The following is a 24,141-nucleotide window of genomic DNA, read 5'->3' on the forward strand; positions in this document are numbered from 1 at the left end:
ACCGTCCGACAGCCCCGACGCGTCAGGACCAGGTGCGGGCCTCGGCGGCGAAGAGCTCCGGCGGGCTCTCCACCGGCAACACGCAGAGCAGGTGACCGCCGGGCGCCCGCAGGATCCGACACTCGAGCCACTGCGACACCTCGGTCGCACCAAGGCCGATCAACCGCGCGGTCTCGGCCGGCACGTCGTCGGTCTCGATGTCGAGGTGGAAACGCGGCTCGTCGTCGACCGCCTGGACCGCGGCGACCAGCCCCGGCAGCGCCTCGTGCAGACCGACGAACTGCGGTTGCGCCGGATCGGACCGGGTGCTGACGCCGAGCGCAGCCGACCAGAACTCCACCGCCCGGGTGGCCTCCGCCGCGGGGGCGTCGATCAGCAGGGCGTAGACACGGCTTCGATGCATGCGAGGCAGCATATCGACGCCCGTCCGCTCAGGCATGGTCCAATGGAGACGGCCCGGCCTCGACTGACATCCGGTAGATGTGCACCGGGTAGTCGACAGCAGAGTGCCCGCCGTTGAGCCCGGCGGTCAGGTGCAGTTGGGCCGCCGGCATCCAGAGCCGGGCGTCGGCGTCGAGCCACATCGCGTCCACCCAGACCAACCGGGCATCGGTGATGAGCGTACGCACGCTGCCGTCCGGTGCGATGGTGAGGACGCGCCGGTGCGCGACGTCGCTGAGGTAGATGGTGCCGTTGGCGTCGATCGCCGTACCACCGGTGCTGGGAGTGTCGCACCACCGTTCGACCCGCCGGGCCAGCTCGTCGGCGGGCACCGACGGGTCGTCCACCCAGCGGGTGTCGATCCGGGACATCCCACCGGAGGCCGGTTGGTAGTAGAGCCAGCGGCCGTCGGGCGACACCTCCAGTTGATCGACGTGCAGGCGTACCTCGGCACCGTCGGGGTCGCGCAGCGCTCGCTCGTCGGCGACCATCGGCCCGCCCATCGTGCTCGGATGACCGCTCAGCACCCGCCGGGGCCGACCCGATTCGAGGTCGAGCACGATGAGGCCGGGCGAGCCCGCGTCGCTGAGGTACGCGATGGCACCGTTGAAACGGACGTCGTCCACGTAGCTGGTGGGGTGCACCGCCTCGTCGAGATGGTAGACCCGGACCACCCGGTCGCCGTGCGGGTCGACCACGATCAGTCGGGCACCTCCCCGCACCTGCCGCGCGCCGATCTGGGTCGCACCCGAGTCGACGATCCACAGTCGGCCGTCCGGGCCGGCACGTAATCCGTTGACGTGCACGAACGCGCCGTCCGGAGACTGGTCTGTCCGGTTCCACGCGGCATCCGGGTACGGGTTTCGCCGGCCGTCCGGCAGCGCCTCGGCCACCTGCACGCCGGGCCCGTCCGCCGACGGGTAGCTCAGGAAGACCCGCCCGCGCAGGGACGTCACGCCCGTGCACACCCGGTCCTCGTCGAAGACCGGGGTCAACCGGGGATCCTCCTCGGTGGGCAGCGTGGACATCCATCCGCTCCTCACCCGCCCGGCGGCGTTCTCGGTTCCAACCAGGGGCCGGCGGACCCGGCCACCCACCGCGGTATCCCCGGAGCGTGCCGGGCGAAACCGCCGGCCCGTCGGCACCGGGCGCGCTCAGTCGGTCGGCGGGGCAGGCGGACCGACCAGGGCGGCGAGCCGCTTCGGGGCCAGCATGCAGTAGCTCTCGGTGAGCAACTCGGCCACCTCGTCCCAGTCGGTGTCCGCGTCCAGGACCATGCCCATCACGGTCGGCCCCCACTCCGGCTTGTAGAAGGGGTGCCCGCCGCCGAGGAGCCCGGCGATCTCGTCGAGTGGCGACCGGAAGGTCAGCAGGCAGGCCGGCTCGTCGATCTCGGCGGCCCGGGCGTGTGCCACCTGGCGGTCGGGGTCGACGGTGAGGACGTGGGCGAAGGTCCGCTTGCGGATCCGCCAGCGGGTGCCCACCCAGGCGGGCTCCTCGTGTGTCTCCGGCAGCCCGAGGCAGATCGGCCGCAGCCGGTCGAGGACCTCGGGCGGGACGTCTCCGGGTTCGGTCACGGGCAGCGACGCTAGCCGCCCGGTGTGACAATTTCCGCTCGCCCTGCGCCGCCCGCGCCGGTGGTGCGGGCCCTGTGGATCCGCCAGGATGGGGCCGGGGCGATCGTGGGCAGTCGTCCCGGCCTGTCCCACCCCGTGCCCGCTGAGGAGTGCCGTGCCGTCCACCCTGCTCTCCCGCCGCGATCTCGACTTCCTGCTGCACGACTGGCTGCGGGTGTCTGAACTCGTCGCGCGTCCCCGCTACGCCGAGCACTCCCGGGAGACCTTCGACGACGCCCTGGACCTCGCCGAGCGGGTGGCCACCGAGCAGTTCGCCCCGCACAACCGCGCCGCCGACCTCGCCGAGCCCACCTTCGACGGGCAGCGGGTGCGGCTGATCCCGCAGGTCCGCGCCGCGCTGGACAGCTTCGCCGAGACGGGCCTGCTCACCGCCGGGCTGGACGCCTCGGTCGGCGGCCTGCAACTGCCGCACGCCGTCGCGGCGGCCTGCTTCACCTGGTTCCAGGCGGCCAACGTGGCCACCTCGGCGTACCCCATGCTCACCCTGGGCAACGCCAACCTGCTGCTGGCGCACGGCAGTGCCGAGCAGGTGGACACCTATGTCCGGCCCATGCTGGACGGCCGATTCTTCGGCACCATGTGCCTGTCCGAGCCGCACGCCGGCAGTTCACTGGCCGACATCACCACCCGTGCCGAGCCCCAGGAGGACGGCTCGTACCGGCTCTTCGGCACCAAGATGTGGATCTCCGGCGGCGACCACGAGCTGGCCGAGAACATCGTGCACCTGGTCCTGGCGCGGATTCCCGGCGGCCCGCCCGGGGTGAAGGGCATCTCGCTGTTCGTCGTGCCCAAGGTGCTGGTCGGCGCGGACGGGTCCCTCGGCGACCGCAACGACGTGGTCCTGGCCGGGCTCAACCACAAGATGGGGTTCCGGGGCACCACCAACACCCTGCTCAACTTCGGCGACGGCGGGCACACCCCGGGCGGCCGCCCCGGTGCCGTCGGTCACCTCGTCGGCGAGCCCCACCACGGGCTGGCGCAGATGTTCCACATGATGAACGAGGCCCGGATCGGGGTCGGGGCGGGTGCCACCGCGCTCGGTTACACCGGCTATCTCAAGAGCCTGGCGTACGCCAGGGAGCGACCGCAGGGCCGGCCGGTCGGCGCGAAGGACCCGGCGGCGGCGCAGGTGCCGATCATCGACCACCCCGACGTACGACGGATGCTGCTGGCGCAGAAGAGCTACGTGGAGGGGGCGCTGGCGCTGGTGCTCTACTGCGCGCGGCTGCTCGACGAGCAGGGCACCGCGCCGGCCGAGGCGGACCGCGAGCGCGCGCACCTGCTGCTGGATGTGCTCACCCCGATCACCAAGAGTTGGCCGTCGCAGTGGTGCCTCGCCGCCAACGACCTGGCGATCCAGGTGCTCGGGGGCGCCGGCTACACCCGCGATCACGACGTGGAGCAGCACTACCGGGACAACCGGCTCAACCCGATCCACGAGGGCACCCACGGCATCCAGGCTCTGGATCTGCTGGGCCGCAAGATGACCATGCAGGGCGGCGCCGGCCTTGCCCTGCTGACCGCGACGATCGGGGACACCGTCGAGCGGGCCCGGCAGGCCGGTGGCGAGGCGGCCGGTCTGGCGGACCGGCTGGCCGACGCGGTGGCCCGGGTGACGGCGGTGACCCGTCGACTGTGGGCCGACGGTGATCCGGTGCTCGCGCTGGCCAACGCCAGCGCGTACCTGGAGGCCGTTGGGCACGTGGTGATCGCGTGGATGTGGCTGGAGCAGGTGCTGGCGCTGCCGCCGGAGGGGACCGGCGACGCGTTCCACGCCGGCAAGCGGCAGGCCGCCCGCTACTTCTTCGCGGTCGAGCTGCCTCGTACCGGTCCGCAGTTCGACCTGCTGGAGAGCCGGGACCGGACCACGCTCGACATGCGGCCGGACTGGTTCTGACCGGTCAGCGTCGTTGACTGTGGTGCTGGACCGTCTGCCGCCCCTTGATGAAGGCCCAGACGATCACGATCACCAGCGCGATCACACCGATGATGATCAGCCAGCGGACCGCTTCCAGAAGCAGACCGAGCAGGATCAGCACGCCGGCGACAACGCCGACGACCCAGAGCAACGCACGCATCTCGACCTCCCGTAACCGGCCGCGCCTGGTGCGGCCGGCCCGCCCCAACGTTCCCCGTCCGGCCGACACCATGCCGATTGATCGACTCGGGTTCGGGCGCGTCGACAGGAGTGCGGTGACCAGCGCCGGTCAGCGGCCGGCGCGCGCCACGTAGACGGTGTTGGCCGACTCACCGCCGGTCAACGGGTTGGCGAACGGCACGACGTGCGCCCGCACGTCCACGAACACCTCGGCGAGCGCCGAGGTGAACTCGGCGTCCGGCGGGTCGTCCGACCAGAGCGCGAAGACCCCCTCCGGGCGGAGCAGGGCGGCCAGGCGACGCAGGCCGGCCGGCGGGTAGAACGCGGCATGGCTGGGGTGCAGGACATTGCGCGGGGAATGGTCGACGTCGAGCAGCACCGCGTCGAACCGGCGCCCGGGCACCTCGGCGTCGAAGCCGACGTCACCCGCCACCGCCGCGAAGAAGTCGGCCTGCACGAACCGGGTCCGCGGATCCTCGGCGAGGCCCGCCGCGAACGGCAGCAGCCCCTGCCGATGCCAGTCGATCACGTCCTCGATCGCCTCCACCACGAACAGCGAACGCACCCGGGGGTCGCCCAGTGCCGCGCAAGCGGTGTATCCCAGCCCGAGACCCCCGACCACCACGTCGATCGAGTCACCGGACACCTCGGCGAGACCGAGCCGGGCCAGCTCGATCTCCGCGACGGGGAAGAGACTGGACATCAGGTACTCGTCGTCGAGCTTGACCTCGTACACCTCGACCTGAAGTGCCGGGTCCCGGCGTCGACGCAGGCTGATCGCGCCGATCGGCGTCTCCCGCCAGGCCAGTTCCTCGAAACGCGCGCCCACGGGTGGCCCTCTCGCCGTCGGATTCGTCCCCGGATGGTACCGGTTGCCCCGTGCCGGCCACGCAGGGAACACGGGACATCGACGGAACGCATATCCTGTGCCCGGCCGATCCGTCGGAAGGGACCTCATGCCGTCGCGGCAGGACCAGCTGCACTCCTACCAGTTCAGCGTCCAACGGGCGGTCGCCGCCCTGGTCATGCGGGAGACCGACCCCGCGCAGTCGCCGTTTCGGCGGCTGGCCGGCGCGGGTCTGGCCAGCGTCCTGGTCGCGGCGATCGGGCTCGGCGGCTCGGCGCTCTACGGCCTGTTCGCCGGTGGCGGCAAGGGCTGGCGCGACCCGGGCGCGGTGATCGTGGAGAAGGAGTCCGGCGCCCGGTTCGTCTATCGCGAGCAGAAGCTGCACCCGGTGCTCAACTACGCCTCCGCGCTGCTCATCGTCGGTGCGGACCGGTCGAAGACCGTGCTGGTCTCCCGCCGCACGATCGACGGTGTGCCGCGCGGGCTGCCGCTGGGCATCGCGGACGCGCCTGATTCGCTGCCCGCCCCCGGCCGGCTGGCCAACGGGGGGTGGACGGTCTGCTCGACCGTCCCGGCCGACGCGGGCAGCGAGGCACCTCGCTCGGCCCTGCTGATCGGCACCGAGCCCGACGGCGGTCGTCCGCTGGGTGACGAGGCGCTGCTGCTGCGCCACCCCGACGGCGGGTTGCACCTCGTCTGGCACCAACGGCGTTACCTCGTGCGTGATCCGAGCAGGGTGCTGGCCGCGCTCGCCACCACCCGGGCGCAGGCGGTGCCGGTGGCGCCCGCCCTGCTCAACTCACTGCCGGCCGGCACCGACCTCGCCCCGCTCGACCTGCCCGGGCTGGGCGGTCCCGCCACCGGCGCGCCGGGCACCACCGTCGGCACGGTCTACCTGGTGAGCAACTCCGGCGGCGGCCGGCAGTACGCGGTGGCGCTCGACGCCGGCCTGGCCGGCATCACCGAGTTGCAGGCGGGGCTGTTGCTGGCCCGCACCGGGCAGGGCGAGCCGGTGCCGATGACGTTGGGTCAGTTCGCCGCGCTGCCCACGGTGCCCGACCTCGCTCCGACCGGCCCGAACGCCCCGCCACCCAGCCCGCCCCGGCTCGCCGCGGGCGGCGACGGCGCCCTCTGCACCCGCGTCGCCGACGACGGCGGGGTTGGTGAGGTGCGGTGGGGCGTACCGCTGCGGGACCTGACGGCCGCCCCACGGACCGCGCCGGCCGGCGGCGCGGTGCTGGCGGACCATGTGTTGGTGGAACCGGGTCGTGGCGCGGTGGTCGAGGCCGCCGCGGCGCCCGGCGCGACCGGCGGCGCGGTGTCCGTGGTCACCGACCTGGGCCGGCGGTACGTGTTGGCCGACCGGGAGGTGCTCGCGATGCTCGGCTACCGCAGTGTCCGCCCGTTGCGGTTGCCCGCCGGCCTGGTCAGTCTGGTGCCCGCCGGCGCGACCCTGGACCCGGCCGCCGCCCGGGCCGTCGCCGCCTCGGAATGAGGTGTCGCGGCCCGACCGGCGTCAGTCGGCCGGACGGCGCAGGACGCTGACCGCGAACGGCGCGTCGTCGCGCCACGGGCGCAGGTCCCAGGTGGCGAAGCGATGCTCCACGCGCAGGCCGGCGGCCACCGCGTCGGCGTCGAACGCGGTCAAAGGATAACCGCGCTCGGTGCCGAAGCCCACTGTCAGCACACCGTCGGGGCGCAGGTGCGCGGCGACCCGGCTCAGCACCTCCGGTTCGGTGCCGACGGCGACGAAGGCGAGGACGTTGCCGGCCAGCACCGCCGCGTCGAACGGCTCCGCCTCACCCAGCGCCGGTAGGTCCAGCTCGGCCAGGTCGGCGACCAGCCAGGTCGGGCCGGGGTAGTCGGCGCGGGCCGCGGCCACCAGGTCGGGGTCGGCGTCCACCCCCACCACTGTGTGCCCACGCTCGGCCAGCGCGGCACCGACCCGGCCGGTGCCGCTGCCGGCGTCGAGGATCCGTGAGCCGGGCGCGACCAGAGTGTCCACCAGGCGGGCCTCTCCGGCCAGGTCCGCGCCCTCGGCCGCGAGCTTGCGGAACCGGTCGATATACCACTGCGAGTGCTCGGGACCGGTGTCGGTCGCCCAGCGGGTCGGGTTGGCCATGTGGCCACCGTAACCGGGCCGGTGGGGGAGCGGCGGGGGACCCGGAGGAGACGATCATCCCTTCTCCGCGCCACTGGTCAGCCCCTCGGTGAGCAGTCGCTCGCTGGCGAAGAAGAGGATCACGATCGGCACTGTGAGCACGACCGACCCGGCCATCAGCACCGTCTTGGGGACCTCCACCCCGTCGGCGAGCAGGGACAACCCCAGCGACACCGTCCACCGGTCGGGCTTGTCGACCAGGAACAGCAGGGCGAAGAGGAACTCGTTCCAGGCGATCATGAAGTCGTAGAGCGCGACCGCCATGACCGACGGCATGGCCAGTGGCAGGCTGACCCGGCGGATGATCCCGAGCCTGCCGGCGCCGTCGATGGCGGCGGACTCCTCCAGACTGACCGGGATGGTCTCGAAGTAGTTCTTCAGCATGTAGACCGAGACCGGCAGTGTCTGCGAGATGTAGACCAGCACCAGGCCGAACAACGAGCCGCGCAGCCCGGCGAGGCTGAACACCACGAACAGCGGGATCGCGATGACGATCGACGGGAACAGGTAGACCGCCAGGAACAGGAAGTCCACCTGCCGCCGGCCGAAGAACCGCAGCCGGGCCACCGCGTACGCGCCGGGGATCGCGACGAGGAGCGTGAGCACGGTCGCCGCGACGGCGACGAGGCCACTGTTGCGGATGAAGGTGAGGAAACCCTGACCGCCGTCGCCGGTGGCCTTGAGCACCTCGGCGTACGTGGCGACGGTCAGCTCACCGAAGCCGACCACCAGCGCGCCCGGGTCGAGCAGCAGCCGCTCGATCGGGCGCACCGAGAGCACCAGCATGTAGTAGAAGGGGAAGACGGTGACCACCAGGAACGCGGCGATCACCAGGCGGCGCAGCCAGCGCAGGCTCACCGTCTCGACCACGTCCCGGTCCATCAGCTCACCCTCCGTCCGAAGAAGCGCAGGTAGATCAGCACGAACACGATGAGCACCACGGCCAGCACGACCGCCTGCGCGGCCGCGGCGCCGATGTCGGTACGCGCGGTGAGGAACTCGTACACCCGCACGCTGACCACCTCGGTGCCCGCCGCGCCACCGGTGAGCAGGTAGACATCGTCGAACTTGTTGAACGTCATGATGAAGCGCAGCACGCCCAGCAGGGCGATCACCGGCAGCAGTTGGGGCAGCAGGATGTGCCGGAACCGTTGGGTGGGGGTGGCCCCGTCGACCCGGGCGGCCTCCTCCAGCTCACCGGGCACCGCCTGGAGCCGGGCCAGCAGGAACAGGAAGGCGAACGGGAAGTAGCGCCACGCCTCGAACACGATCACCGTGGTCAGGGCGGTCGACTCCTGGGACAGGAACGGCACCGGGGCGTCCCAGCCGAGCAGGCGCTGGCCCCACGCGTTGACGATGCCGAGCTGTGGGTCGAGCATCACCTGCCAGACGAAGGTCACCGCGACCACCGGCGCCACGTACGGCAGCAGCATGGACGCCCGGACCAGGGTGCGGCCCCGGAACGGCCGGCGGACCACCAGGGCGGCCACCAGGCCGAGCACTATCGACCCGACGGTGCCGCCGACGCTGTAGATCAGCGTCACCCACAGCGTCTCGGCGAAGCCGGGGGTGTGCAGCACGCGGTCGATGTTGTCCATGGTGAAGTCGCCGAACAGGCCGGTTTTGCGCAGCGTGGCGAGCCGGACCCGTTGGAAGGCGAGCACCACTGTCCACACGATCGGGATGCCGATGACCGCGATCGTGACGAGCAGGGTCGGTGCGACCAGCGCGAGCCCGGCCCGGGATTCGCGGCGGCGCAGGGTCAGTGGTCGGCGCCGGGGTGGCGCCGGCCGCTCCCGGGTGGGGGAGCGGCCGGGGCCGGGCGCGGTGGTCGTCAATTGACGCCCGCCTTGATCGCGTCGACGTCCTTCTTGGCGCGGTTGGCGGTGGCCGTCGCGTCGGACTTGCCGGAGACGAGATCACCCAGCACCTTGGGCACCGGCAACTCCCCGAGCATGGCGCCGACCAGCTTGCCCTGCCCCTGGCTGAGGCCCCACCGCCCGAACGTGTCCGGGCTGCGGCGCAGCGTGGCCAGCACCTCGTCGCCGTACACGTCGGCGAGGGGCTTCTTGGCGTCCACGCCGGCCTGGCTGGTGTTCCACCGGGTCAGGTACGCCTCCGGCTCGGCCGGCGTGCCCTTGCGGACCGGGAAGCGGCCCTCGGGGGACATGCCGAACCAGCTCGGGTAACCGTCACTGAGCATGTACTCCACGAAGGACTTCGCCGGGTCGGCCGCCGCGCCGTCCAGCACGGCCCAGGAGCTGATCTCGCCGTACTGAGCCGGCTCGGTGCCGTTCGGGCCCTTGATCGCGGTGACGAAGCCGCTGTTCTTTGCCAGGAACGCCGGGTCGGCCTGGCACTGCGGGCAGGTCGGCTTGGCGTCGTTACGCAGCCCGGCCAGCTCGTCGAGGATGAACGGCGACCAGATCACCATGGCCGCCTTGCCGGCGAAGTAGGTGGCCCGGGTGGTGTCGACGTCCTGCGCGCCCTTCACCGAGCTGGTGCGGATCAGGTCGCCGTAGAAGCGGAACGCCTCGACGCACTGGGGCGAATCCAGGGTGACCTTGCCCGAGTCGTCGCTGAGCTGGCAGTCGTTGGCCAGCGCCAGGTGTTCGAAGGTCTGCTGGGTGAACACGTCGCTGGGGGCGGTCGCTGCGGTGATCCCGGCGACGCCGCCGGTGTTCAGTCTCGCCGCGGCGGCGGTGATCCGCTCGTACGTGTCGGGGGCGGGCAGGCCGGCCGCGGCGAACAGGTCCTTGCGGTAGACGAGCAGTTGGCCCCAGCCGTCGCTGGGCACGGAGAGCTGCTTGCCGTCGTCAGAGGTGAGCTCCAGCGCCCGGGGTGAGAACGTCTGCCTGCCCAGCTTGTCGACGACCTCCGCGTTCGCCGAGGCGTGCAGCAGCTCGTTGCCGGCGAGCGTACGGATGCCGGCGAGGGAGACCGAACCCACCACGTCGGGCAGGTCACCGGCGGCGGCGTTGGCGGCGATCAGGGAGGGGAACTGGTCCTCGTTGACGGTCACCAGGTCGACCTGGATGCCCGTCTTCGCGGTGAAGTCGGCGACGATCGCCTTGGTGGCGGTGACCCGGTCGGCGACGTCCTCCAGGCTCCAGACGGTGATCTTCTTGCTGTTGCTGTCCGGTTCGTCGTCTCCGCAGGCCAGCAGGGTGGACGCTGTCAGTGCCATGATCAGGGTGGTGGCGAGTATCCGCCTCGGAGGTGCTGACATCGGTGGCACTCCTCTCGAAGGGTACATGACGGATCCAACACCTTCGATTGATCAATAGCAAGACATATGGCTATTTTTTGCTATCCTGGAACCCAGTGCTACCGGGATGTGACACATGGGCAACTGGGTGGTCTCTCTCGCCGGGCCTCGACGGATCAGCCTCGAGCCCTGCCCCCCGGATCCGCTCGGCCCCGGCCAGGTCCGGGTCCGCACCTCCTACTCGGGCATCTCCGCCGGCACCGAGCTGACCCTCTACCGGGGCAGCAATCCCCGCCTCAGCAAGGACTGGGACGACACCACCCGGATGTTCGTCCCCCGGCAGACCCCGGTGCCCTACCCGCTGATCGGCTTCGGCTACGAAGAGGTCGGCGAGGTCGTCGAGGTCGCGCCGGAGGTCACCAACCGCCACCCCGGGCAGCTCGTGTGGGGCATCTGGGGGCACCGGGCCGAGGCCGTGCTCGCCGCCGAGGCGGTCCATCCGCTCCCCGCCGGGCTCGACCCCCTCGCTGCGGTCTTCGCCCGCCCCGGGGCCATCGCGCTGACCGCCGTGCTCGCCGGGGACCTGCACCTCGGCGACTGGGTCGCCGTCTTCGGGCAGGGCGTCATCGGGCTGCTCGCCACCCGACTCGCCGTGCTCTCCGGCGCCCGGGTGGTGGCCGTCGACCCGGTGCCTGGCCGGCTGGAGCACGCCGCCCGGTACGGCGCGCGATCCACCGTGGACGTCCGCGCCGAATCCGCAGCCGCCGTGCTGCGTCGGGCCACCGACGGCCGGGGCGCGGACGTCTGCCTGGAGTTGTCCGGGGCGTACCCGGCGTTGCACGAGGCGATCCGATCCACCGCACACGCCGGTCGGGTCGTGGCCGCCGGCTTCTACCAGGGCCAGGCCGACGCGCTCGGCCTCGGCGAGGAGTTCCACCACAACCGCATCCAGTTGGTGGCCGCCCAGGTCTCCGGGCCCACCCCCGCGCCGAGCATGGCCGGGCGGTGGACCGGGGACCGGGTCGCGCAGACCTTCATGGACCTGGTGGCCGAACGCAGCGTCGATCCGTTGCCGCTGGTCAGCCACATCGTCGACGCCAGCGCGGTCGCCGACGCCCTCGCGCTGCTCGATCGCGGCGCCGGTGACGTCCTCCAAGTCGTGCTGAGGTTCTAGATGACCACCATCGCGCTGGCCTGCCAGGAACAACTCCTGCCGGGCACCAACCTGATCCAGAAGTACGCCCTCGCGGCCGCCCTCGGCTACCAGGGCATCGAGCTACGCGGACGCGGTGACCTCGCGTTCGCCCGTCGCCTGCCCGAGCTGCGCCGCGCCCGCGCCGCCGGGGTGGTGATGCCCACCGTCTGCGTCGAGATGGACCACTTCATCGGCGACTTCGACCCCGACCGGTCCGCCGACGCCGTGCGCAACCTGCGCTCTCAACTGTCGGTCATCGGCGAGCTGGGCGGCATCGGCGTGATGACACCGGCCGCCTGGGGCATGTTCTCCCGTCGGCTGCCACCGTTCGAGCCGCCGCGCCCGCCGGCCGGTGACCGGCAGGTGCTCCTCGACGCCCTGGGCGAGCTGGGCGAGCACGCCCGGGCCGAGGGGGTCACCCTCTTCCTGGAACCCCTCAACCGGTACGAGGACCACATGGTCAACCGTCTCGACGAGGCGGTGGCGCTCTGCGCAGCGGTCGGGTTGCCGTCGGTCCGCGTGGTCGCGGACACCTTCCACATGAACATCGAGGAGGACGACATGCACCGCGCGCTGCGCGCCGCCGCGCCCTACCTCGGTCACGTGCAGGTCAGCGACTCCAACCGCTACCAGCCGGGCGCGGGGCACCTGGACTGGTCGGCGCTGGTGCGTACGCTGCTGGAGCTGGACTACTCCGGCTGGCTCGCCCTGGAGTGCCGGCTGCGCGGCGACCCGGTCCGGGCCCTGCAACAGGCCGCCACGGTGCTGCGTCACGCCCTGCCCCGGCGGGCCGCCGCGTGACCGCCGGTGCCGGGCCGACGCGCCTCGGCGGGACCGCCGTGGCCCGTACCGGTGGCCCCGCCGACCTGGCCGGGCTGCGCCGACTCGCGGTCGACACGCTCGACGCCAACTGGGAGCACGACCACACCGTGCCCTCACGCACGCTCTACCCGCACCAGTGGAGCTGGGACTCGGCGTTCATCGCGATCGGGCTGGCCCATGTCCGCCCCGACCGGGCCTGGCGGGAGCTGACGAGCCTGTTCCGGGCCCAGTGGGCCGACGGACGGGTGCCGCACATCGTGTTCAACCCGGCGCTGCGGGTCGGCGCGTACTTCCCGGGGCCGGAGATGTGGCGCTCGGCGAACGCCCAGGGCACCCCTGACGTGGACACGTCCGGCCTGGTCCAGCCGCCCGTGCACGCGCTCGCCGCGTTGCTCGCGTACCGGCGGGCACCCGATCCGGCGGGGCTGGCCGCCCTGCGCCAGCTCTACCCCGCACTGGTCGCCCAGCAGCGTTACCTGGCTGACCGGCGGGACGTGGCCGGCGACGGGCTGGTCTGCATCGTGCACCCGTGGGAGTCCGGTCTGGACAACAGCCCCGCCTGGGACGAGCCGATGGCCGCGGTCGGAGCCGAGGCGGCGGTGATGCGTGCGTACCGTCGGCATGACACCGCGCACGCCGACGCCGCGCACCGCCCCACGGACCTGGACTACGCGCGTTATCTGGCGGTCGTCGCCGCCTACCGCGACCACGGCTACGACGACCGGGGTCTGGCCGAGGGCCATCCGTTCCTGGTGGAGTGCCCGCTGTTCAACGCGGCGTTCGGGGCGGCCGAGGACGCCCTGGCCGAGATCGCCGTGCTCATCGGCCACGATCCCGGGCCGCACCGGGCCCGCGCGGCCCAGATCACCGAAGCCCTGGTACGCCGGCTGTACGACCCGGACGCCGGCACGTTCCAGCCCCGCGACCTGCGCACCGACCGGCTGGTCAGCGCCCGTACCGTGCTCGGGCTGACACCGCTGATGCTGCCCGACCTGCCCGCCCGGCAGGCCGACGCGTTGGTCGTCGAGGCCCGCTCGGCGCGCTTCGGGCTGGCCCGGCACATGGAGCGGCCGTTGCCCACCCACGACCGGACCGCGCCCGACTTCGAGCCGCTGCGCTACTGGCGCGGCCCGAGCTGGCTGAACACGGGCTGGCTGATCCGCCGCGGCCTGCTCGCGCACGGGCACCCGGAGCTGGCCGCCGGGCTGCGTCGCTCGATGATCGGTCTGGTCGCGGGGGCCGGCTGCCACGAGTACTTCCATCCGGACACCGGCGTCGGGTTGGGCTCACCGGCGTTCAGCTGGACCGCCGCGCTGCTGCTCGACCTGCTGGCCGAGTGACTGTCTGGCGGGCCCCGGCTGGTAGCGTGCCCGGTCTTCGACCGGAAGGGGTGGCGTGCCCGAGATCGACAAGGTGGCCTGGATCCTCATCGAGGACGGGCGGGTGCTCAGCACCCGGTCCGCGGGCAAGGACGTCTGGTATCTGCCCGGTGGCAAGCGGGAGCCGGGCGAGACCGACCTGGAGACCCTGCGCCGGGAGATCGACGAGGAGTTGAGCGTCGACGTGGACGTTCGCGACGCGGTGCACCTGGGCACCTTCACCGCTGCGGCACACGGCCACGCCGCCGACATCACCGTGCGGATGACCTGCTACCGGGCCGGATACCAGGGGCGGTTGCGCCCGGCCAGCGAGATCGCGGAGATGGACTGGCTGGCGTACGCCGACCGGCACCGCACCTCGCCGGTCGACCAGATCATCTTCGACCATCTGCTGGCCGAGGGCCTGCTGCGCTGACGGCGCAGTTTGCCGACGCCGGCCGGGGGTAACCGCCCGGGCGTGACCGACGGCGACGGGTTTCCGTACTTCATCGACGCGGTGTCCCGGCGGTCCGGCCTGCCGACCGAGCAGGCCGCAGCCCTCGCCCGCGCCGTGCTCCAGACGATGGCCGAACGGGTGACCGGCGGCGCGCCCGACGACCTGGTGGGACACCTTCCGGACGAGGTCGGCGGCTACCTGGCCGGCCCCGCGCCGGACGAGCCGGGAACCGCCGGTCCCGCGCCGGACGCGTTTGGCCTCGCGCCGGACGCGGTCGGGACGGTTGGTCCTGCCCCGGGACGGGGTGGGGTCGTCGGCCCGGGCATGGACGGGCCGGACACCGGGCTGGGCCTGGATGTCGGCGCCGCCGTTCCACCGCCTCCTACGGACGCCGGTCCGGCGGAGTTCCTTCGTCGGGTGGGACAGCGAGCCGGGGTGGATCCGGCGACCGCCCGGGCCGGAACCGGGGCGGTCTTCGCGACCCTGCGTGAGGCGATGACCGTACGGGAGTTCCGGGAGATGGTGGCGCGACTGCCGCGCGACGACGGCGGCGTGGCCCCACCAGGTCATAGGCCGTGACCCCGGTTACGGCCGCTGTTCTGTTCACCGGTTGGCGGCGTCGGCCTCGGGCAGCTCTTCGGGCTCGGTGACCCAGGCGGAGAAGACCGGCACCCCGTGCCACGGCCCGGTGACACCGTCCGCCCGGGTGTCGGTGGCGACGGCCACCACGGCGTACGGGTGGCCGAACCGCAGCTCGGCGGTGCGAGCGACGCCCTCGGGCGGCAGGCTGGTCAGCCCGAACATGCCGGTCACCGCCGCCGCCTCGAAGCCGTACCGGCCGAACCGGGCCATCGCCACCTGACGCGCGTCGAAGCTCTCGATCGGCAGGTGCAGCATTCCCGCCAGCGTCGTCGACGCCGCCGTGAAGCCGAGCGCCGGCGCGGTCAGGTCATGCTCGCTGCGGGCAGACCAGCAGGGGAGGACGGCGTTGTGGCGCTCCTCCCGGCCGTCGCGCGCACGGGTCCGCACCCGCTCCTCGCGCAGCGTCCACAGGGGAGTTTCGCCGAGCGGCAGGTCGAACAGGGAACGGGCACCGCCCGGTTGCGCGCCGTCGGCCGCGCCGACACCGAGGTCGTACGCGGCGGCCAGCACCTCGCTCGGCGGCACCTGCGGGTCGGCTGCCACCGAGAGGACCACCAGCCCGGCGCCGTCGGTCGTCTGGGCAGGGGCGGCGTGCACGATCACGTCACCGAGCCGCTCGGTGGACACGATGGCGCAGCGGTGACCATGGCTCGGGCTGCGCAACGCCCGTCGTAGCCCGAGCGCCCAAGGGCTGCCGGCGCCGAGCGCGCTGGCATCGGCGACATCGAACGGGGTCACCCAGGACACCCGGGTGGCCAGCGTGCTGGCCAGGGCTAAGACCACGTTCGGGCTCACCTTCAGGGGAAACGTGTCGATCAGGCCGTCGGTGTGCTCGCGCGCCCAGGCGTCCAGGCCGGCCTGATCGGGCAGCTCGCCGACGTCGGTCGTCCTGGGCAGCGCGGCCCGCCAGGCGGCTGAACCGCCGTCGCCCCGCCCCGCCCGGTGCCAGAGCGCGGTGGCGGACCTGACCAGCGGATGCGGCGCGTCCAGCAGCACGCGGGCGGCCTCGGCAGCGTCGGCCAGGTCGGTGCCCAGGGCGTGCGCCAGATCTTCGGCGGCCGGGCCGTCGCCGGCTGGGTTGGAGTCGGCCGGCGCGGTGGCGCAGACCGCGAGCAGTAGCCAGGCCCCGAGCGGGGAGGCGACGTGGTGCCGGTCGCCGACCGTGGTGTGCAGCCGTGCGGCGTACGCGGAGAGCGGCCCGTGCAGATCGGTCGTCATGCCCCCACTCTGCCCGCCGGCCCGGCTCACGACCACAGCTCGAACGGCTCGTCGATCTCCTCGCCGGCGAGGAAGGCGGTGATCAGCCTGGGGAGCTGCCCGGGGTAGAACCGTTCCGGGCTCGCGATCACCTCCGGCAGCGGCCACCAGCGGAAGGCGAAGTAGTCCTCCAGCTCGTAGTCGAGCCGGTGCGCCTCGTCCACGTCCGGACCGGCCCCGGCGAGCCGTACGCTGACGACGACCTCGTCCTGGACGTGCCGCAGCTGGCGGTGCAGGAAGCTCGCCCTTCGCCGCCAGGTCGGTGGGCCCACCTGGTCGGCGGTGACCAGGATGCCGGTCTCCTCGTGCAGCTCCCGCACCGCCGTGTCGAGGTAGGTCTCTCCGGGATCCATGCCGCCGCCGGGCAGCTCCCACCAGGTGCCCAGCCGGGGGTGGTCGGGGTCGCGGGTGTGGAACAGCAACACCCGATCCAAGCTGTCGGTGACCACCACCCGCACCGCGCGTCGTTCCAGGATCGGCAGGTCGTGGGGCAGCTCGTCCATCGGGCCAGTCTGTCGCACCGACCGCTCGGGCGGCGGGTAGGCTGCCCGCCGTGGCTGGTCTGTTGAGGAATGTCGCGGCTCGCATCTCCCGGGTAGGCGCGGTGATTCCGTCGCCTCGGCGCACCGGGCCGGCCCCCGCGCAGGTGGCCCGCCGCCGCCAGGTGAGCGCGTTGCAGCGTCGGGAGCTGACCTACGCTCCGGAGCGCGACGGCCAGGCCGACCCGGGCGAGATCGTCTGGACGTGGGTGCCGTACGAGGACGACCCCCGCCAGGGCAAGGACCGGCCGGTGCTGGTCGTCGGGCGGCACAGCCGGACGCTGTTCGGGCTGATGCTGTCCAGCCAGAGCGAGCGGGACGGGCAGCGGCACTGGTTCGCGCTCGGGCCGGGCGAGTGGGATCGGGACAATCGGCCGAGCTGGGTCCGGTTGGACCGGGTGCTCACCATGCGTGAGGACAGCATCCGCCGCGAGGGCGCCGTGCTGGACCGGCCTCGGTTCGACCGGGTCGGTCAGGCGCTGCGCGCCGGCTACGGCTGGCGCTGACCCGCACACCTGTAGAGCTGCCCCACAGGTGGGGCGTCGGGTGGTCCGCGCGCCCGGGGTGCGCTGGGCCGTCGCGCTGTCTTGAACGACGGGCATCCGAGGTGGTGCCGTGTGGCCCGGTGGCCGGTGCGCTGTGCTTGCCCCATCACCGGGGCAGCTCTACAGCGACGCAGGCAGGCGTCCTGGATCAGGAACCGGCGCGGACCTGACCGACGATGGTCAGGCCGACTCGCGGCTCGGGCCGACGGCGGCGCCCTTCGCGTCCGGCGGCGGGTACGGCCGGTCGGCGAGCAGCCGCGCCAGGTGTGCGGTGTTGAGCGCCAGGGCCTTCGTGGTGCGGCCGGTGGTGTCGGGCTTGGGGCCGGCGTCGCGGTAGTCCACCTTGTGCAGTGCCTCGCCGACCCAGTAGGTCGCCGCGGCGGCGGCGAGGGTGAACCCGACCTCGTTGAGCGCCTGCTGCACCTGGCCGACGGTGTGGTGCGCGCCGTCCTCGTTGCCGACGACCGCCACCCCGGCCACCTTGCCGTAGGTGAGGAGCCGGCCCTCGTCGTCGGTCTCGGAAAGTTCGGCGTCGAGCCGTTCGAGCACCATCTTGCAGACGCTGGACGGCTGACCGAGCCAGATCGGCGTGGCGATGATGAGCACCTGCGCCGCCAGCAGCTTGGCGCGGATCGCCGGCCAGCCGTCCCCGTTGCCCTCGTCGATGGACACGCCGAAGCGCACGTCGTGGTCCACCACCCGAACCAGTTCGCCCTCCACGCCCTGAGCGGCCAACTCGTCGAGCACCTCCCGACCGAGCTGCTCGGAGCTGGACGGGCCCGGTGACGGCTTGAGGGTGCAGTTGAGCACGAGGGCGCGGATGGTCGCCACGTCGAGTTCCTTTCGGCCGTCAGATGGGACCTCATACCCGGACAGTGTCCGCATATTCAACCCGTAGGTTGATCGGTTGAAAGCGGCACATGACAAGGCGACGGTCAACGAGCTGGCGGCGCCGTTGCCGGCTCGACCCGGCGCCGCTGCGGACGCTCGCCTCGCCACACCGCGCTGACTCCGCCCACGCCACCGTTAAGCGGTGGGCTGGTGGCCCGCCCGGTGGCATGGTGTCCACGTGACCGAGGACATCACGCGGCAGGTGGCCGAGCGGGTCCACGCGGGCTTCGGCCTGCGCCTGACCACCCTGGAAAGGGTGACCCACGGCGCGGACCAGCGCGCCCGGCTGTGGCTGGCCCGCAGCGTCGACGGCTCCCGGTACGCGGTCAAACTGAGCGGTGGCGGCACTCCCGCTGGCCTGGTCGTGACGGCGTACCTGGCCGGCCAGGGGGTGCCGGGCATCGCCGCGCCGGTGCCCAGCCGGGACGGGCGGCTGTCCGTCGAACACGACGGCCACCGCCTCTCGGTGGTGCCCTGGGTCTCCGATCAGCGGGCGCTCGACGGCCCGATGACCGACGCGCACTGGCGCGCGTACGGCGAGGTGCTGGCCGCCGTGCACGCGGTGCCGGTGACCGACGAGGTGCGACGACTGTTGCCGGCGGGCGGAGCAACGTACCCCTCGATCGTGGCCGGGACCCGCGCGGTGGCCGAGCGGCTGCGCGACCCGGACCCGGACGATTTCGCCGGGCCGCTGGCCGCGGAGCTGGCGGGCGTGTGGTCCGCGGTGGCCGACCGGGTGGTCACACTGACCCTCGAGGTCGAACGCCTCGCCGTCGGCCAGCGCGCCCGGTCCGGCCCGGGCGTCGTCTGCCACGGCGACCCGCACCTGGGCAATCTGCTGCTCGGCCCGCACGGGCAGGTCTGGTTGATCGACTGGGACGACGCGGTGCTCGCCCCGCCCGAGTGTGACCTGATGTTCGTGCTGGGTGGGGTGCTCGCCTTCGCACCGATCAGCGCCCGTCAGCAGAAGGCCGTTCTCGCCGGCTACGGCCCGGCCGACATCGACCCGGCCCGCCTGGCGTGGTTCCTCGCGGTCCGCGCGCTCGACGACCTCAGTGACTGGACCCGCCAGGCGCTGGACCCGAACGCCGAGACGGCCGACCGGCATCGGGCGGCGGGGATCGTGCGGGGACTGGTGTCGCCGGTCGGTCTGGTCACCCTCGCCGACGCGGCGCTGCGGGATCTCGACCGGCGGCGTTGACCGCAAGACCCGGCCGTCCGCGACGGGAAACAACAAAGGCAAGGAGGTCATGCGCTCCTTGCCACCTCCAACATATATCGCACCCGGGGCCTTGCGGCAAGACCCGGGTTGTGCAGCAGGATCTCCACCCTGAGCCCAAAACTGGGAAAATCGGGGGATTTCATGATCGATATGGTCATTGCCGGCGGTGGGCCGACCGGGCTGATGCTGGCCAGCGAGTTGCGACTGCACGAGGTGCAGGTGCTCGTGGTGGAGAGGGAGACCGAGCCGACCCCGTACGTCCGTGCGCTCGGGCTGCACGCGCGCAGCATCGAGGTGATGGATCAGCGTGGCCTGTTGGAGCGGTTCCTCGCGCTCGGCCAGCAGCACCCGGTCGGTGGCTTCTTCGCCGCCATTCCCAAGCCGTCTCCGAGCGGGCTGGACACCGCCCATCCGTACGTCCTCGGCATCCCGCAGACCACGACGGACCGCCTGCTGGGCGAGCACGCCGCCGACGTCGGCGTCGAGATCCGGCGCGGCTGCGAACTGGTCGGGCTCAGCCAGGACGACGACGGGGTGACAGTGAGGTTGGCCGACGGCGGGCAGTTGCGGTCGCGCTATCTCGTCGGCTGCGACGGTGGACGCAGCACAGTGCGCAAACTGCTCGGCGTCGGCTTTCCCGGTGAACCCAGCACCGTCGACTCCCTGTTGGGCGAGATGGAGGTGGGCGTAGCACCGGAGACGGTGGCCGAGGTGGTGGCCGAGGTCCGCAGGACGCACCTGCGGTTCGGTCTCGGGCCGCTCGGCGACGGGGTGTACCGCGTCCTGGTTCCCGCCGAGGGGGTGGCCGAGGATCGCTCGATCCCGCCGACCATCGAGGAGTTCAAGCGACAACTGCGGGCGTACGCGGGCACCGACTTCCGTGTGCACTCACCGCGCTGGCTCTCCCGTTTCGGCGACGCCACCCGGCTGGCCGAGCGCTACCGGACCGGCCGGGTGCTGCTGGCCGGCGACGCGGCGCACATCCACCCGCCAACCGGCGGGCAGGGGCTCAACCTCGGCATCCAGGACGCGTTCAACCTCGGGTGGAAACTGGCCGCCGCCGTCAACGGCTGGGCGCCGGAGGGGCTGCTGGACAGCTACCACACCGAACGGCACCCGGTGGCCGCCGACGTCCTGAACAACACCCGCGCGCAGATGCTGCTGCTGTCACCCGAGCCGGGGCCCCGGTCGGTGCGCCAACTGTTGTCGGAGCTGTTGGACTTCGAGGACGTCAACCGGTACCTGATCGAGAAGATCACCGCGATCGGGGTCCGCTACGACTTCGGCGAGGGCCACGAGATGCTCGGCCGCCACCTACGCGACGTACGGCTCAAACAGGGGCGCCTCTACGAGCTGATGCGCGGGGGCCGCGGACTGCTGCTCGACCAGACCGGCCGGCTCTCCGTCGCCGGGTGGGCGGACCGGGTCGACCACGTCGTCGACGTCAGCGAGGAACTGGACGTGCCCGCCGTGCTCCTGCGGCCGGACGGCCACGTGGCGTGGGTGGGCGACGACCAGACGGAGCTGCTCGGCCAGTTGCCCAGATGGTTCGGCGCAGCCGCCAGCTGAACGGTCAGAGCTCGGTCAGCCAGGCGCTGTCGACCAGTTGCCGGGGTGACCGGGCACCGCCGAGGCTCTTCGCCTGGTACATGGCGGCGTCGGCGCGGCTGAGCGCGTCGGTGAGCTGGGCCGGGCCGGACACCGGGGCGAGCCCGACGGACGCGGTGACGCGGACGCTGCACCCGCTCAGCCGGATCGGCGCGGCGACGGTCTCGGCGAGTCGGCGGGTGGAGTGCTCGATCCAGCGCCGGTCGACGGTGGGGCTGGAGAGCAGCCCGGCGAACTCGTCGCCGCCGAGGCGGGCCACGAGGTTGTCCCCGGCGAAACCGGCGAGCCGGTCGGCGACACTGATCAGCACCTGGTCACCGGCGGCGTGCCCGTACCGGTCGTTGATCTGCTTGAAGTCGTCCAGGTCGAGCACCACGGCGATCAACGGCTGGCCGGCCGCGTCGGTGAGCAGGGTGGCCGCCAGGCGGTAGAAGGCGCGCCGGTTGGGCAGCCCGGTGAGTGGGTCGTGACTCGCGGCGTGCCGCTCGGCGGCGAGCTCGGCCTGAAGGTGATCGATCTCGGCCTCGGCGCGCACCGCCCGTCGGCGTAGTTGCCAGGAGGAGAGCAGGGCGCCGGCCGCGCAGATCCCGGAGGCGACACTCATCGGATCCGGCACGAACCCTCCCATCCCCGCGACCGCCTCCAGCCTCCGGTCGACACGTCACACCGCGTCGGGCCCACTTTTGCCTGATGGTTGCCCCTGCGGGGGTAACTCAACGTGAACGGATGGGCACCGATCATGTGCGTTATCATGCTCGCCGTCCGGTGCAGATGCAATAGCAGATGCACGTGCAGAACTGTCCGAAGTCGAAACCGCACCCCTCGCCCGTCACCGCTCCTCCCACGGTCACCGGCGGGCTCGTGAGCAGAAAGACGCCTCCATGCATCAGCCACCCAATGGCGTACCGATCCACCAGTTGCCTCCGCTGAGCTGGCAGAAGAGCCGACGCAGCAACCCCAGCGGCAACTGTGTCGAACTCGCCGAGCTGCCCGGGGGAGCGGGCATCGCGGTCCGCAACTCACGGCACCCGGAGGGTCCGGCGCTGATCTACACAGTGGACGAGATCGCCGCGTTCGTGCTCGGAGCGCGCGACGGGGATTTTGACCACCTGATCAACTGACCGTCCCGCGTGAGTCGTCCCGGCGACGGGACTGAATCACCGGTGCGGAGGAGTTCATCTCACTGTCGGTCCATGGCATGCTTACACGTCGGCCGGGCCAGGTACCCGGTCACGGGGGTTGGTGTCCGGAGGTCCGCACGTGACGATGGTTCCCGCCGAGGGTGGCCCGACAACCGGGCCGACCGTGCTGCGCATGCTGCTCGGTGCCCAACTGCGCCGTCTGCGGGAATCCAGCGGGGTGACCCGGGAAGGCGCCGGCTGGGAGATCCGTTCCTCTGAGTCGAAGATCAGTCGGATGGAGCTGGGTCGGGTCGGCTTCAAGGAGCGCGACGTCTCCGACCTGCTCACCCTCTACGGCGTCACCGAGGAGCACGAGCGTGACGCGCTGCTCAAGCTCGCCCGCGACGCCAACAGCCCCGGCTGGTGGCACCGCTACGGCGACGTGTTGCCGACCTGGTTCCAGTCGTACCTGGGCCTGGAGGCCGCAGCCGCGCTGATCCGCACCTACGAGGTGCAGTTCGTCCCCGGCCTGTTGCAGACCGGGGACTACGCCCGCGCTGTCGTGCTGCTCGGGCACGGCGCGGCAGGTCCGGACGAGATCGAGCGCCGCGTCGCTCTGCGGATGCAGCGTCAGCAGTTGCTCCACCGGGAAAGCCCCCCGCAGCTCTGGGCCGTGGTGGACGAGGCGGCCCTGCGGCGCCCGATCGGTGGCCCCGCGGTCATGCGCGGCCAGCTCACCGCTCTCATCGAGGCGACCAAGTCACCCAACATCCGGCTCCAGGTCATCCCGTTCGCCGCCGGCGGTCACGCCGCCGCCGGGGGAGCCTTCACGATCCTGCGCTTCGGCGACCAGGAGCTGCCCGACATCGTCTACATCGAACAGCTCACCAGCGCCATCTACCTCGACAAGCGCGACGACCTCGACTACTACGCGGTGGCCATGGAACGGCTCTGTGTCGAGGCCGAGCCGCCGGAGCGTACGCCGGACATTCTCGGCCGGTTGCTGGACGACCTCTATCCGGCGTGACCGCTGCCCCGGGCGGCGGCTCGGGGGAGGCGGCTCGGGGCGGTGAAGGTCGCTCGGGTGGCACTACCATGGTCGGCGACCGGCGACAGTGGACGGACGTCATCACGGAGGCAGCCATGACCACCGAGGCCCCGGGCTCGACGGTCGGCTCGCCGAGCGACCGGATCGACACCACGGTGGCCCACCCCGCCCGCCGCTACAACTACTGGCTGGGCGGCAAGGACAACTTCCAGGCCGACCGCGAGTCCGGCGACACGATGGCGGCAGCCTTCCCGACGATCCGCACCGCCGCCTTGGAGAACCGCCGTTTCCTCCAGCGGGCCGTGGGCTTCCTGACCCGCGAGGCCGGCATCCGGCAGTTCCTCGACATCGGCACCGGCATCCCGACCGCCGACAACACCCACGAGGTCGCCCAGGCCATCGCTCCGGAGTCCCGGGTCGTCTACGTCGACAACGATCCGATCGTGCTGGCCCACGCCCGCGCACTGCTGAGCAGTTCGCCGCAGGGCGCCACCGCCTACATCGACGCCGACCTGCGCGACCCGGAGCGGATCCTCGCCCACCCGGAGTTGCGACGCACCATCGACCTGTCCCGGCCGGTCGCCCTCATGCTGGTGGCCGTCCTGCACTTCGTGCCCGACGGCGACGACCCGTACGCGCTGGTGCGGCACCTGCTCGACGCGCTGCCGGCGGGCAGCTGGTTGGCCGCCTCGCACGCCACCCACGAGCACCTCCCGCCGGCCGTCGCCGAGCAGGCCCGGGCGGCGGCCAAGGGTGGCGGCCCACACGGGCTGATCAACCTGCGCACCCGGGACGAGTTCAGCCGCTTCTTCGTCGACCTCGACGTGGTGGAGCCGGGCATCACCTCGGTCGCCGAGTGGCGGGCCGAGAACGAGCCGCAGCCGCGCCCGTCGGTGGTCGAGGTGAGCATGTACGGCGGCGTCGCCCGCCTGCCCTGACCTTGCCGATCGGCGTTCCCACCCGAGGGACGGGCGGGCGCGCAGTCGTTACGTATTGACCGATGCCGACCGGTCGGGTTAATCTCTGTATCGATACAGACTGGAT

General features: G+C 72.2%; 26 protein-coding genes. 13 read left to right on the top strand and 13 right to left on the bottom strand.

The genetic code is table 11. The features are described 5' to 3' along the window. Positions 1 to 22: 22 nt before the first annotated feature. The 3 genes from HNR22_RS01670 to HNR22_RS01680 all read right to left on the bottom strand — a co-directional run bounded on the left by HNR22_RS01670 (position 23) and on the right by HNR22_RS01680 (position 2,018). Positions 23 to 403: a VOC family protein gene (locus tag HNR22_RS01670; RefSeq protein ID WP_179778692.1), complete on the bottom strand. Its 381-nt coding sequence runs from the start codon at positions 401 to 403 to the stop codon at positions 23 to 25. 28 nt (positions 404 to 431) lie between these two features. Next, a complete protein-coding gene (locus HNR22_RS01675; RefSeq protein ID WP_179778693.1) occupies positions 432 to 1,469 on the bottom strand; it encodes an L-dopachrome tautomerase-related protein in 1,038 nt (345 codons plus the stop codon). Positions 1,470 to 1,595: 126 nt separating this feature from the next. Next, on the bottom strand, positions 1,596 to 2,018 hold the full coding sequence (locus tag HNR22_RS01680; protein WP_179778694.1) for an MmcQ/YjbR family DNA-binding protein: 423 nt from the start codon (positions 2,016 to 2,018) through the stop codon (positions 1,596 to 1,598). Positions 2,019 to 2,172: 154 nt separating this feature from the next. On the opposite strand from HNR22_RS01680, the gene HNR22_RS01685 reads away from it, so the two are divergent. Beyond that, complete coding sequence (locus tag HNR22_RS01685; RefSeq protein ID WP_179778695.1) at positions 2,173 to 3,975, top strand: acyl-CoA dehydrogenase C-terminal domain-containing protein; 1,803 nt, start codon at positions 2,173 to 2,175, stop codon at positions 3,973 to 3,975. Between the two features lie 4 nt (positions 3,976 to 3,979). On the opposite strand, the gene HNR22_RS01690 is transcribed toward HNR22_RS01685, so the two are convergent. Together HNR22_RS01690 and HNR22_RS01695 are read right to left on the bottom strand one after the other, a co-directional pair. After that, a complete protein-coding gene (locus HNR22_RS01690) occupies positions 3,980 to 4,156 on the bottom strand; it encodes a hypothetical protein (protein WP_179778696.1) in 177 nt (58 codons plus the stop codon). A 129-nt stretch (positions 4,157 to 4,285) separates the two neighbouring features. Next, positions 4,286 to 5,005, bottom strand: a complete 720-nt coding sequence (locus tag HNR22_RS01695; RefSeq protein WP_179778697.1) for a polyamine aminopropyltransferase — start codon at positions 5,003 to 5,005, stop codon at positions 4,286 to 4,288. A 127-nt stretch (positions 5,006 to 5,132) separates the two neighbouring features. On the opposite strand from HNR22_RS01695, the gene eccB reads away from it, so the two are divergent. Next, a complete protein-coding gene (gene eccB / locus HNR22_RS01700) occupies positions 5,133 to 6,518 on the top strand; it encodes a type VII secretion protein EccB (RefSeq protein ID WP_179778698.1) in 1,386 nt (461 codons plus the stop codon). Between the two features lie 21 nt (positions 6,519 to 6,539). Here eccB and HNR22_RS01705 read toward each other — a convergent pair whose 3' ends face one another. From HNR22_RS01705 to HNR22_RS01720, 4 genes are read right to left on the bottom strand one after another with little or no spacing between them, the layout of a single operon-like run. Further along, positions 6,540 to 7,145, bottom strand: coding sequence for a class I SAM-dependent methyltransferase (locus tag HNR22_RS01705; RefSeq protein ID WP_179778699.1), 606 nt, complete (start codon positions 7,143 to 7,145; stop codon positions 6,540 to 6,542). A gap of 54 nt (positions 7,146 to 7,199) precedes the next feature. Next, positions 7,200 to 8,066 (bottom strand): carbohydrate ABC transporter permease, encoded by an 867-nt coding sequence (locus HNR22_RS01710; RefSeq protein ID WP_179778700.1) that lies wholly within the window; start codon positions 8,064 to 8,066, stop codon positions 7,200 to 7,202. Beyond that, a complete protein-coding gene (locus tag HNR22_RS01715) occupies positions 8,066 to 9,022 on the bottom strand; it encodes a carbohydrate ABC transporter permease (RefSeq protein WP_179778701.1) in 957 nt (318 codons plus the stop codon). Before HNR22_RS01715 ends, HNR22_RS01710 begins: the two co-directional genes overlap by 1 nt. Beyond that, positions 9,019 to 10,413: an ABC transporter substrate-binding protein gene (locus HNR22_RS01720; protein WP_179778702.1), complete on the bottom strand. Its 1,395-nt coding sequence runs from the start codon at positions 10,411 to 10,413 to the stop codon at positions 9,019 to 9,021. The genes HNR22_RS01715 and HNR22_RS01720 overlap by 4 nt, the downstream gene beginning before the upstream one ends. A 115-nt stretch (positions 10,414 to 10,528) precedes the next feature. On the opposite strand from HNR22_RS01720, the gene HNR22_RS01725 reads away from it, so the two are divergent. Genes HNR22_RS01725 through HNR22_RS01745 form a run of 5 tightly spaced genes read left to right on the top strand, consistent with a single transcriptional unit; the run spans position 10,529 to position 14,803 of the window. Continuing rightward, complete coding sequence (locus HNR22_RS01725) at positions 10,529 to 11,566, top strand: zinc-dependent alcohol dehydrogenase (protein WP_179778703.1); 1,038 nt, start codon at positions 10,529 to 10,531, stop codon at positions 11,564 to 11,566. Further along, positions 11,567 to 12,388: a sugar phosphate isomerase/epimerase family protein gene (locus HNR22_RS01730; RefSeq protein WP_179778704.1), complete on the top strand. Its 822-nt coding sequence runs from the start codon at positions 11,567 to 11,569 to the stop codon at positions 12,386 to 12,388. Further along, positions 12,385 to 13,749: an MGH1-like glycoside hydrolase domain-containing protein gene (locus tag HNR22_RS01735; protein WP_343059639.1), complete on the top strand. Its 1,365-nt coding sequence runs from the start codon at positions 12,385 to 12,387 to the stop codon at positions 13,747 to 13,749. The genes HNR22_RS01730 and HNR22_RS01735 overlap by 4 nt, the downstream gene beginning before the upstream one ends. 55 nt (positions 13,750 to 13,804) lie before the next feature. Further along, positions 13,805 to 14,203: an NUDIX domain-containing protein gene (locus HNR22_RS01740; protein WP_179778705.1), complete on the top strand. Its 399-nt coding sequence runs from the start codon at positions 13,805 to 13,807 to the stop codon at positions 14,201 to 14,203. Between the two features lie 42 nt (positions 14,204 to 14,245). Continuing rightward, a complete protein-coding gene (locus tag HNR22_RS01745; RefSeq protein ID WP_179778706.1) occupies positions 14,246 to 14,803 on the top strand; it encodes a DUF2267 domain-containing protein in 558 nt (185 codons plus the stop codon). A gap of 24 nt (positions 14,804 to 14,827) precedes the next feature. Here HNR22_RS01745 and HNR22_RS01750 read toward each other — a convergent pair whose 3' ends face one another. Continuing rightward, a complete protein-coding gene (locus HNR22_RS01750) occupies positions 14,828 to 16,084 on the bottom strand; it encodes a serpin family protein (RefSeq protein ID WP_179778707.1) in 1,257 nt (418 codons plus the stop codon). 26 nt (positions 16,085 to 16,110) lie between these two features. After that, complete coding sequence (locus tag HNR22_RS01755) at positions 16,111 to 16,626, bottom strand: NUDIX hydrolase (protein WP_179778708.1); 516 nt, start codon at positions 16,624 to 16,626, stop codon at positions 16,111 to 16,113. 50 nt (positions 16,627 to 16,676) lie between these two features. Between HNR22_RS01755 and HNR22_RS01760 the strand changes: the two genes are divergently transcribed. After that, positions 16,677 to 17,168, top strand: coding sequence for a type II toxin-antitoxin system PemK/MazF family toxin (locus HNR22_RS01760; RefSeq protein WP_030336385.1), 492 nt, complete (start codon positions 16,677 to 16,679; stop codon positions 17,166 to 17,168). Between the two features lie 219 nt (positions 17,169 to 17,387). On the opposite strand, the gene HNR22_RS01765 is transcribed toward HNR22_RS01760, so the two are convergent. Beyond that, positions 17,388 to 18,038: an NAD(P)H-dependent oxidoreductase gene (locus HNR22_RS01765; RefSeq protein ID WP_179778709.1), complete on the bottom strand. Its 651-nt coding sequence runs from the start codon at positions 18,036 to 18,038 to the stop codon at positions 17,388 to 17,390. Positions 18,039 to 18,276: 238 nt separating this feature from the next. On the opposite strand from HNR22_RS01765, the gene HNR22_RS01770 reads away from it, so the two are divergent. Both HNR22_RS01770 and rox read left to right on the top strand, forming a co-directional pair. Beyond that, on the top strand, positions 18,277 to 19,299 hold the full coding sequence (locus HNR22_RS01770; RefSeq protein WP_179778710.1) for a phosphotransferase: 1,023 nt from the start codon (positions 18,277 to 18,279) through the stop codon (positions 19,297 to 19,299). Positions 19,300 to 19,461: 162 nt separating this feature from the next. Beyond that, the gene (gene rox, locus HNR22_RS01775) at positions 19,462 to 20,889 is read left to right on the top strand and encodes a rifampin monooxygenase (protein WP_179778711.1); all 1,428 of its coding nucleotides are present in this window, start codon (positions 19,462 to 19,464) and stop codon (positions 20,887 to 20,889) included. A 4-nt stretch (positions 20,890 to 20,893) separates the two neighbouring features. On the opposite strand, the gene HNR22_RS01780 is transcribed toward rox, so the two are convergent. After that, positions 20,894 to 21,544: a diguanylate cyclase domain-containing protein gene (locus tag HNR22_RS01780; protein WP_179778712.1), complete on the bottom strand. Its 651-nt coding sequence runs from the start codon at positions 21,542 to 21,544 to the stop codon at positions 20,894 to 20,896. 265 nt (positions 21,545 to 21,809) lie between these two features. Here HNR22_RS01780 and HNR22_RS01785 point away from each other — a divergent pair, with 265 nt between their 5' ends. The 3 genes from HNR22_RS01785 (at position 21,810) to HNR22_RS01795 (ending at position 24,035) form a co-directional block, all read left to right on the top strand. Further along, positions 21,810 to 22,049 carry a DUF397 domain-containing protein gene (locus tag HNR22_RS01785; RefSeq protein ID WP_088947853.1) on the top strand — a complete coding sequence of 80 codons (240 nt, stop codon included), beginning with the start codon at positions 21,810 to 21,812 and terminating at the stop codon, positions 22,047 to 22,049. Between the two features lie 145 nt (positions 22,050 to 22,194). Continuing rightward, complete coding sequence (locus tag HNR22_RS01790) at positions 22,195 to 23,076, top strand: helix-turn-helix domain-containing protein (protein WP_218906958.1); 882 nt, start codon at positions 22,195 to 22,197, stop codon at positions 23,074 to 23,076. Between the two features lie 116 nt (positions 23,077 to 23,192). Beyond that, complete coding sequence (locus HNR22_RS01795) at positions 23,193 to 24,035, top strand: SAM-dependent methyltransferase (protein ID WP_179778714.1); 843 nt, start codon at positions 23,193 to 23,195, stop codon at positions 24,033 to 24,035. The last annotated feature ends 106 nt before the right edge of the window (positions 24,036 to 24,141 follow it).

The sequence above is a fragment of the Micromonospora jinlongensis genome (assembly GCF_013410645.1).
Lineage (GTDB): Bacteria > Actinomycetota > Actinomycetes > Mycobacteriales > Micromonosporaceae > Micromonospora > Micromonospora zamorensis.

Bases quoted from the DNA above. Each gene is read 5' to 3' on its own strand.
- HNR22_RS01785 (WP_088947853.1), top strand. From the start codon at position 21,810: ATGCATCAGCCACCCAATGGCGTACCGATCCACCAGTTGCCTCCGCTG.
- HNR22_RS01710 (WP_179778700.1), bottom strand. From the start codon at position 8,066: ATGGACCGGGACGTGGTCGAGACGGTGAGCCTGCGCTGGCTGCGCCGC.
- HNR22_RS01690 (WP_179778696.1), bottom strand. From the start codon at position 4,156: ATGCGTGCGTTGCTCTGGGTCGTCGGCGTTGTCGCCGGCGTGCTGATC.
- HNR22_RS01730 (WP_179778704.1), top strand. From the start codon at position 11,567: ATGACCACCATCGCGCTGGCCTGCCAGGAACAACTCCTGCCGGGCACC.
- HNR22_RS01750 (WP_179778707.1), bottom strand. From the start codon at position 16,084: ATGACGACCGATCTGCACGGGCCGCTCTCCGCGTACGCCGCACGGCTG.
- HNR22_RS01720 (WP_179778702.1), bottom strand. From the start codon at position 10,413: ATGTCAGCACCTCCGAGGCGGATACTCGCCACCACCCTGATCATGGCA.
- HNR22_RS01670 (WP_179778692.1), bottom strand. From the start codon at position 403: ATGCATCGAAGCCGTGTCTACGCCCTGCTGATCGACGCCCCCGCGGCG.
- HNR22_RS01755 (WP_179778708.1), bottom strand. From the start codon at position 16,626: ATGGACGAGCTGCCCCACGACCTGCCGATCCTGGAACGACGCGCGGTG.
- HNR22_RS01705 (WP_179778699.1), bottom strand. From the start codon at position 7,145: ATGGCCAACCCGACCCGCTGGGCGACCGACACCGGTCCCGAGCACTCG.
- HNR22_RS01795 (WP_179778714.1), top strand. From the start codon at position 23,193: ATGACCACCGAGGCCCCGGGCTCGACGGTCGGCTCGCCGAGCGACCGG.
- HNR22_RS01675 (WP_179778693.1), bottom strand. From the start codon at position 1,469: ATGTCCACGCTGCCCACCGAGGAGGATCCCCGGTTGACCCCGGTCTTC.
- HNR22_RS01725 (WP_179778703.1), top strand. From the start codon at position 10,529: ATGGGCAACTGGGTGGTCTCTCTCGCCGGGCCTCGACGGATCAGCCTC.
- HNR22_RS01790 (WP_218906958.1), top strand. From the start codon at position 22,195: ATGGTTCCCGCCGAGGGTGGCCCGACAACCGGGCCGACCGTGCTGCGC.
- eccB (WP_179778698.1), top strand. From the start codon at position 5,133: ATGCCGTCGCGGCAGGACCAGCTGCACTCCTACCAGTTCAGCGTCCAA.
- rox (WP_179778711.1), top strand. From the start codon at position 19,462: ATGATCGATATGGTCATTGCCGGCGGTGGGCCGACCGGGCTGATGCTG.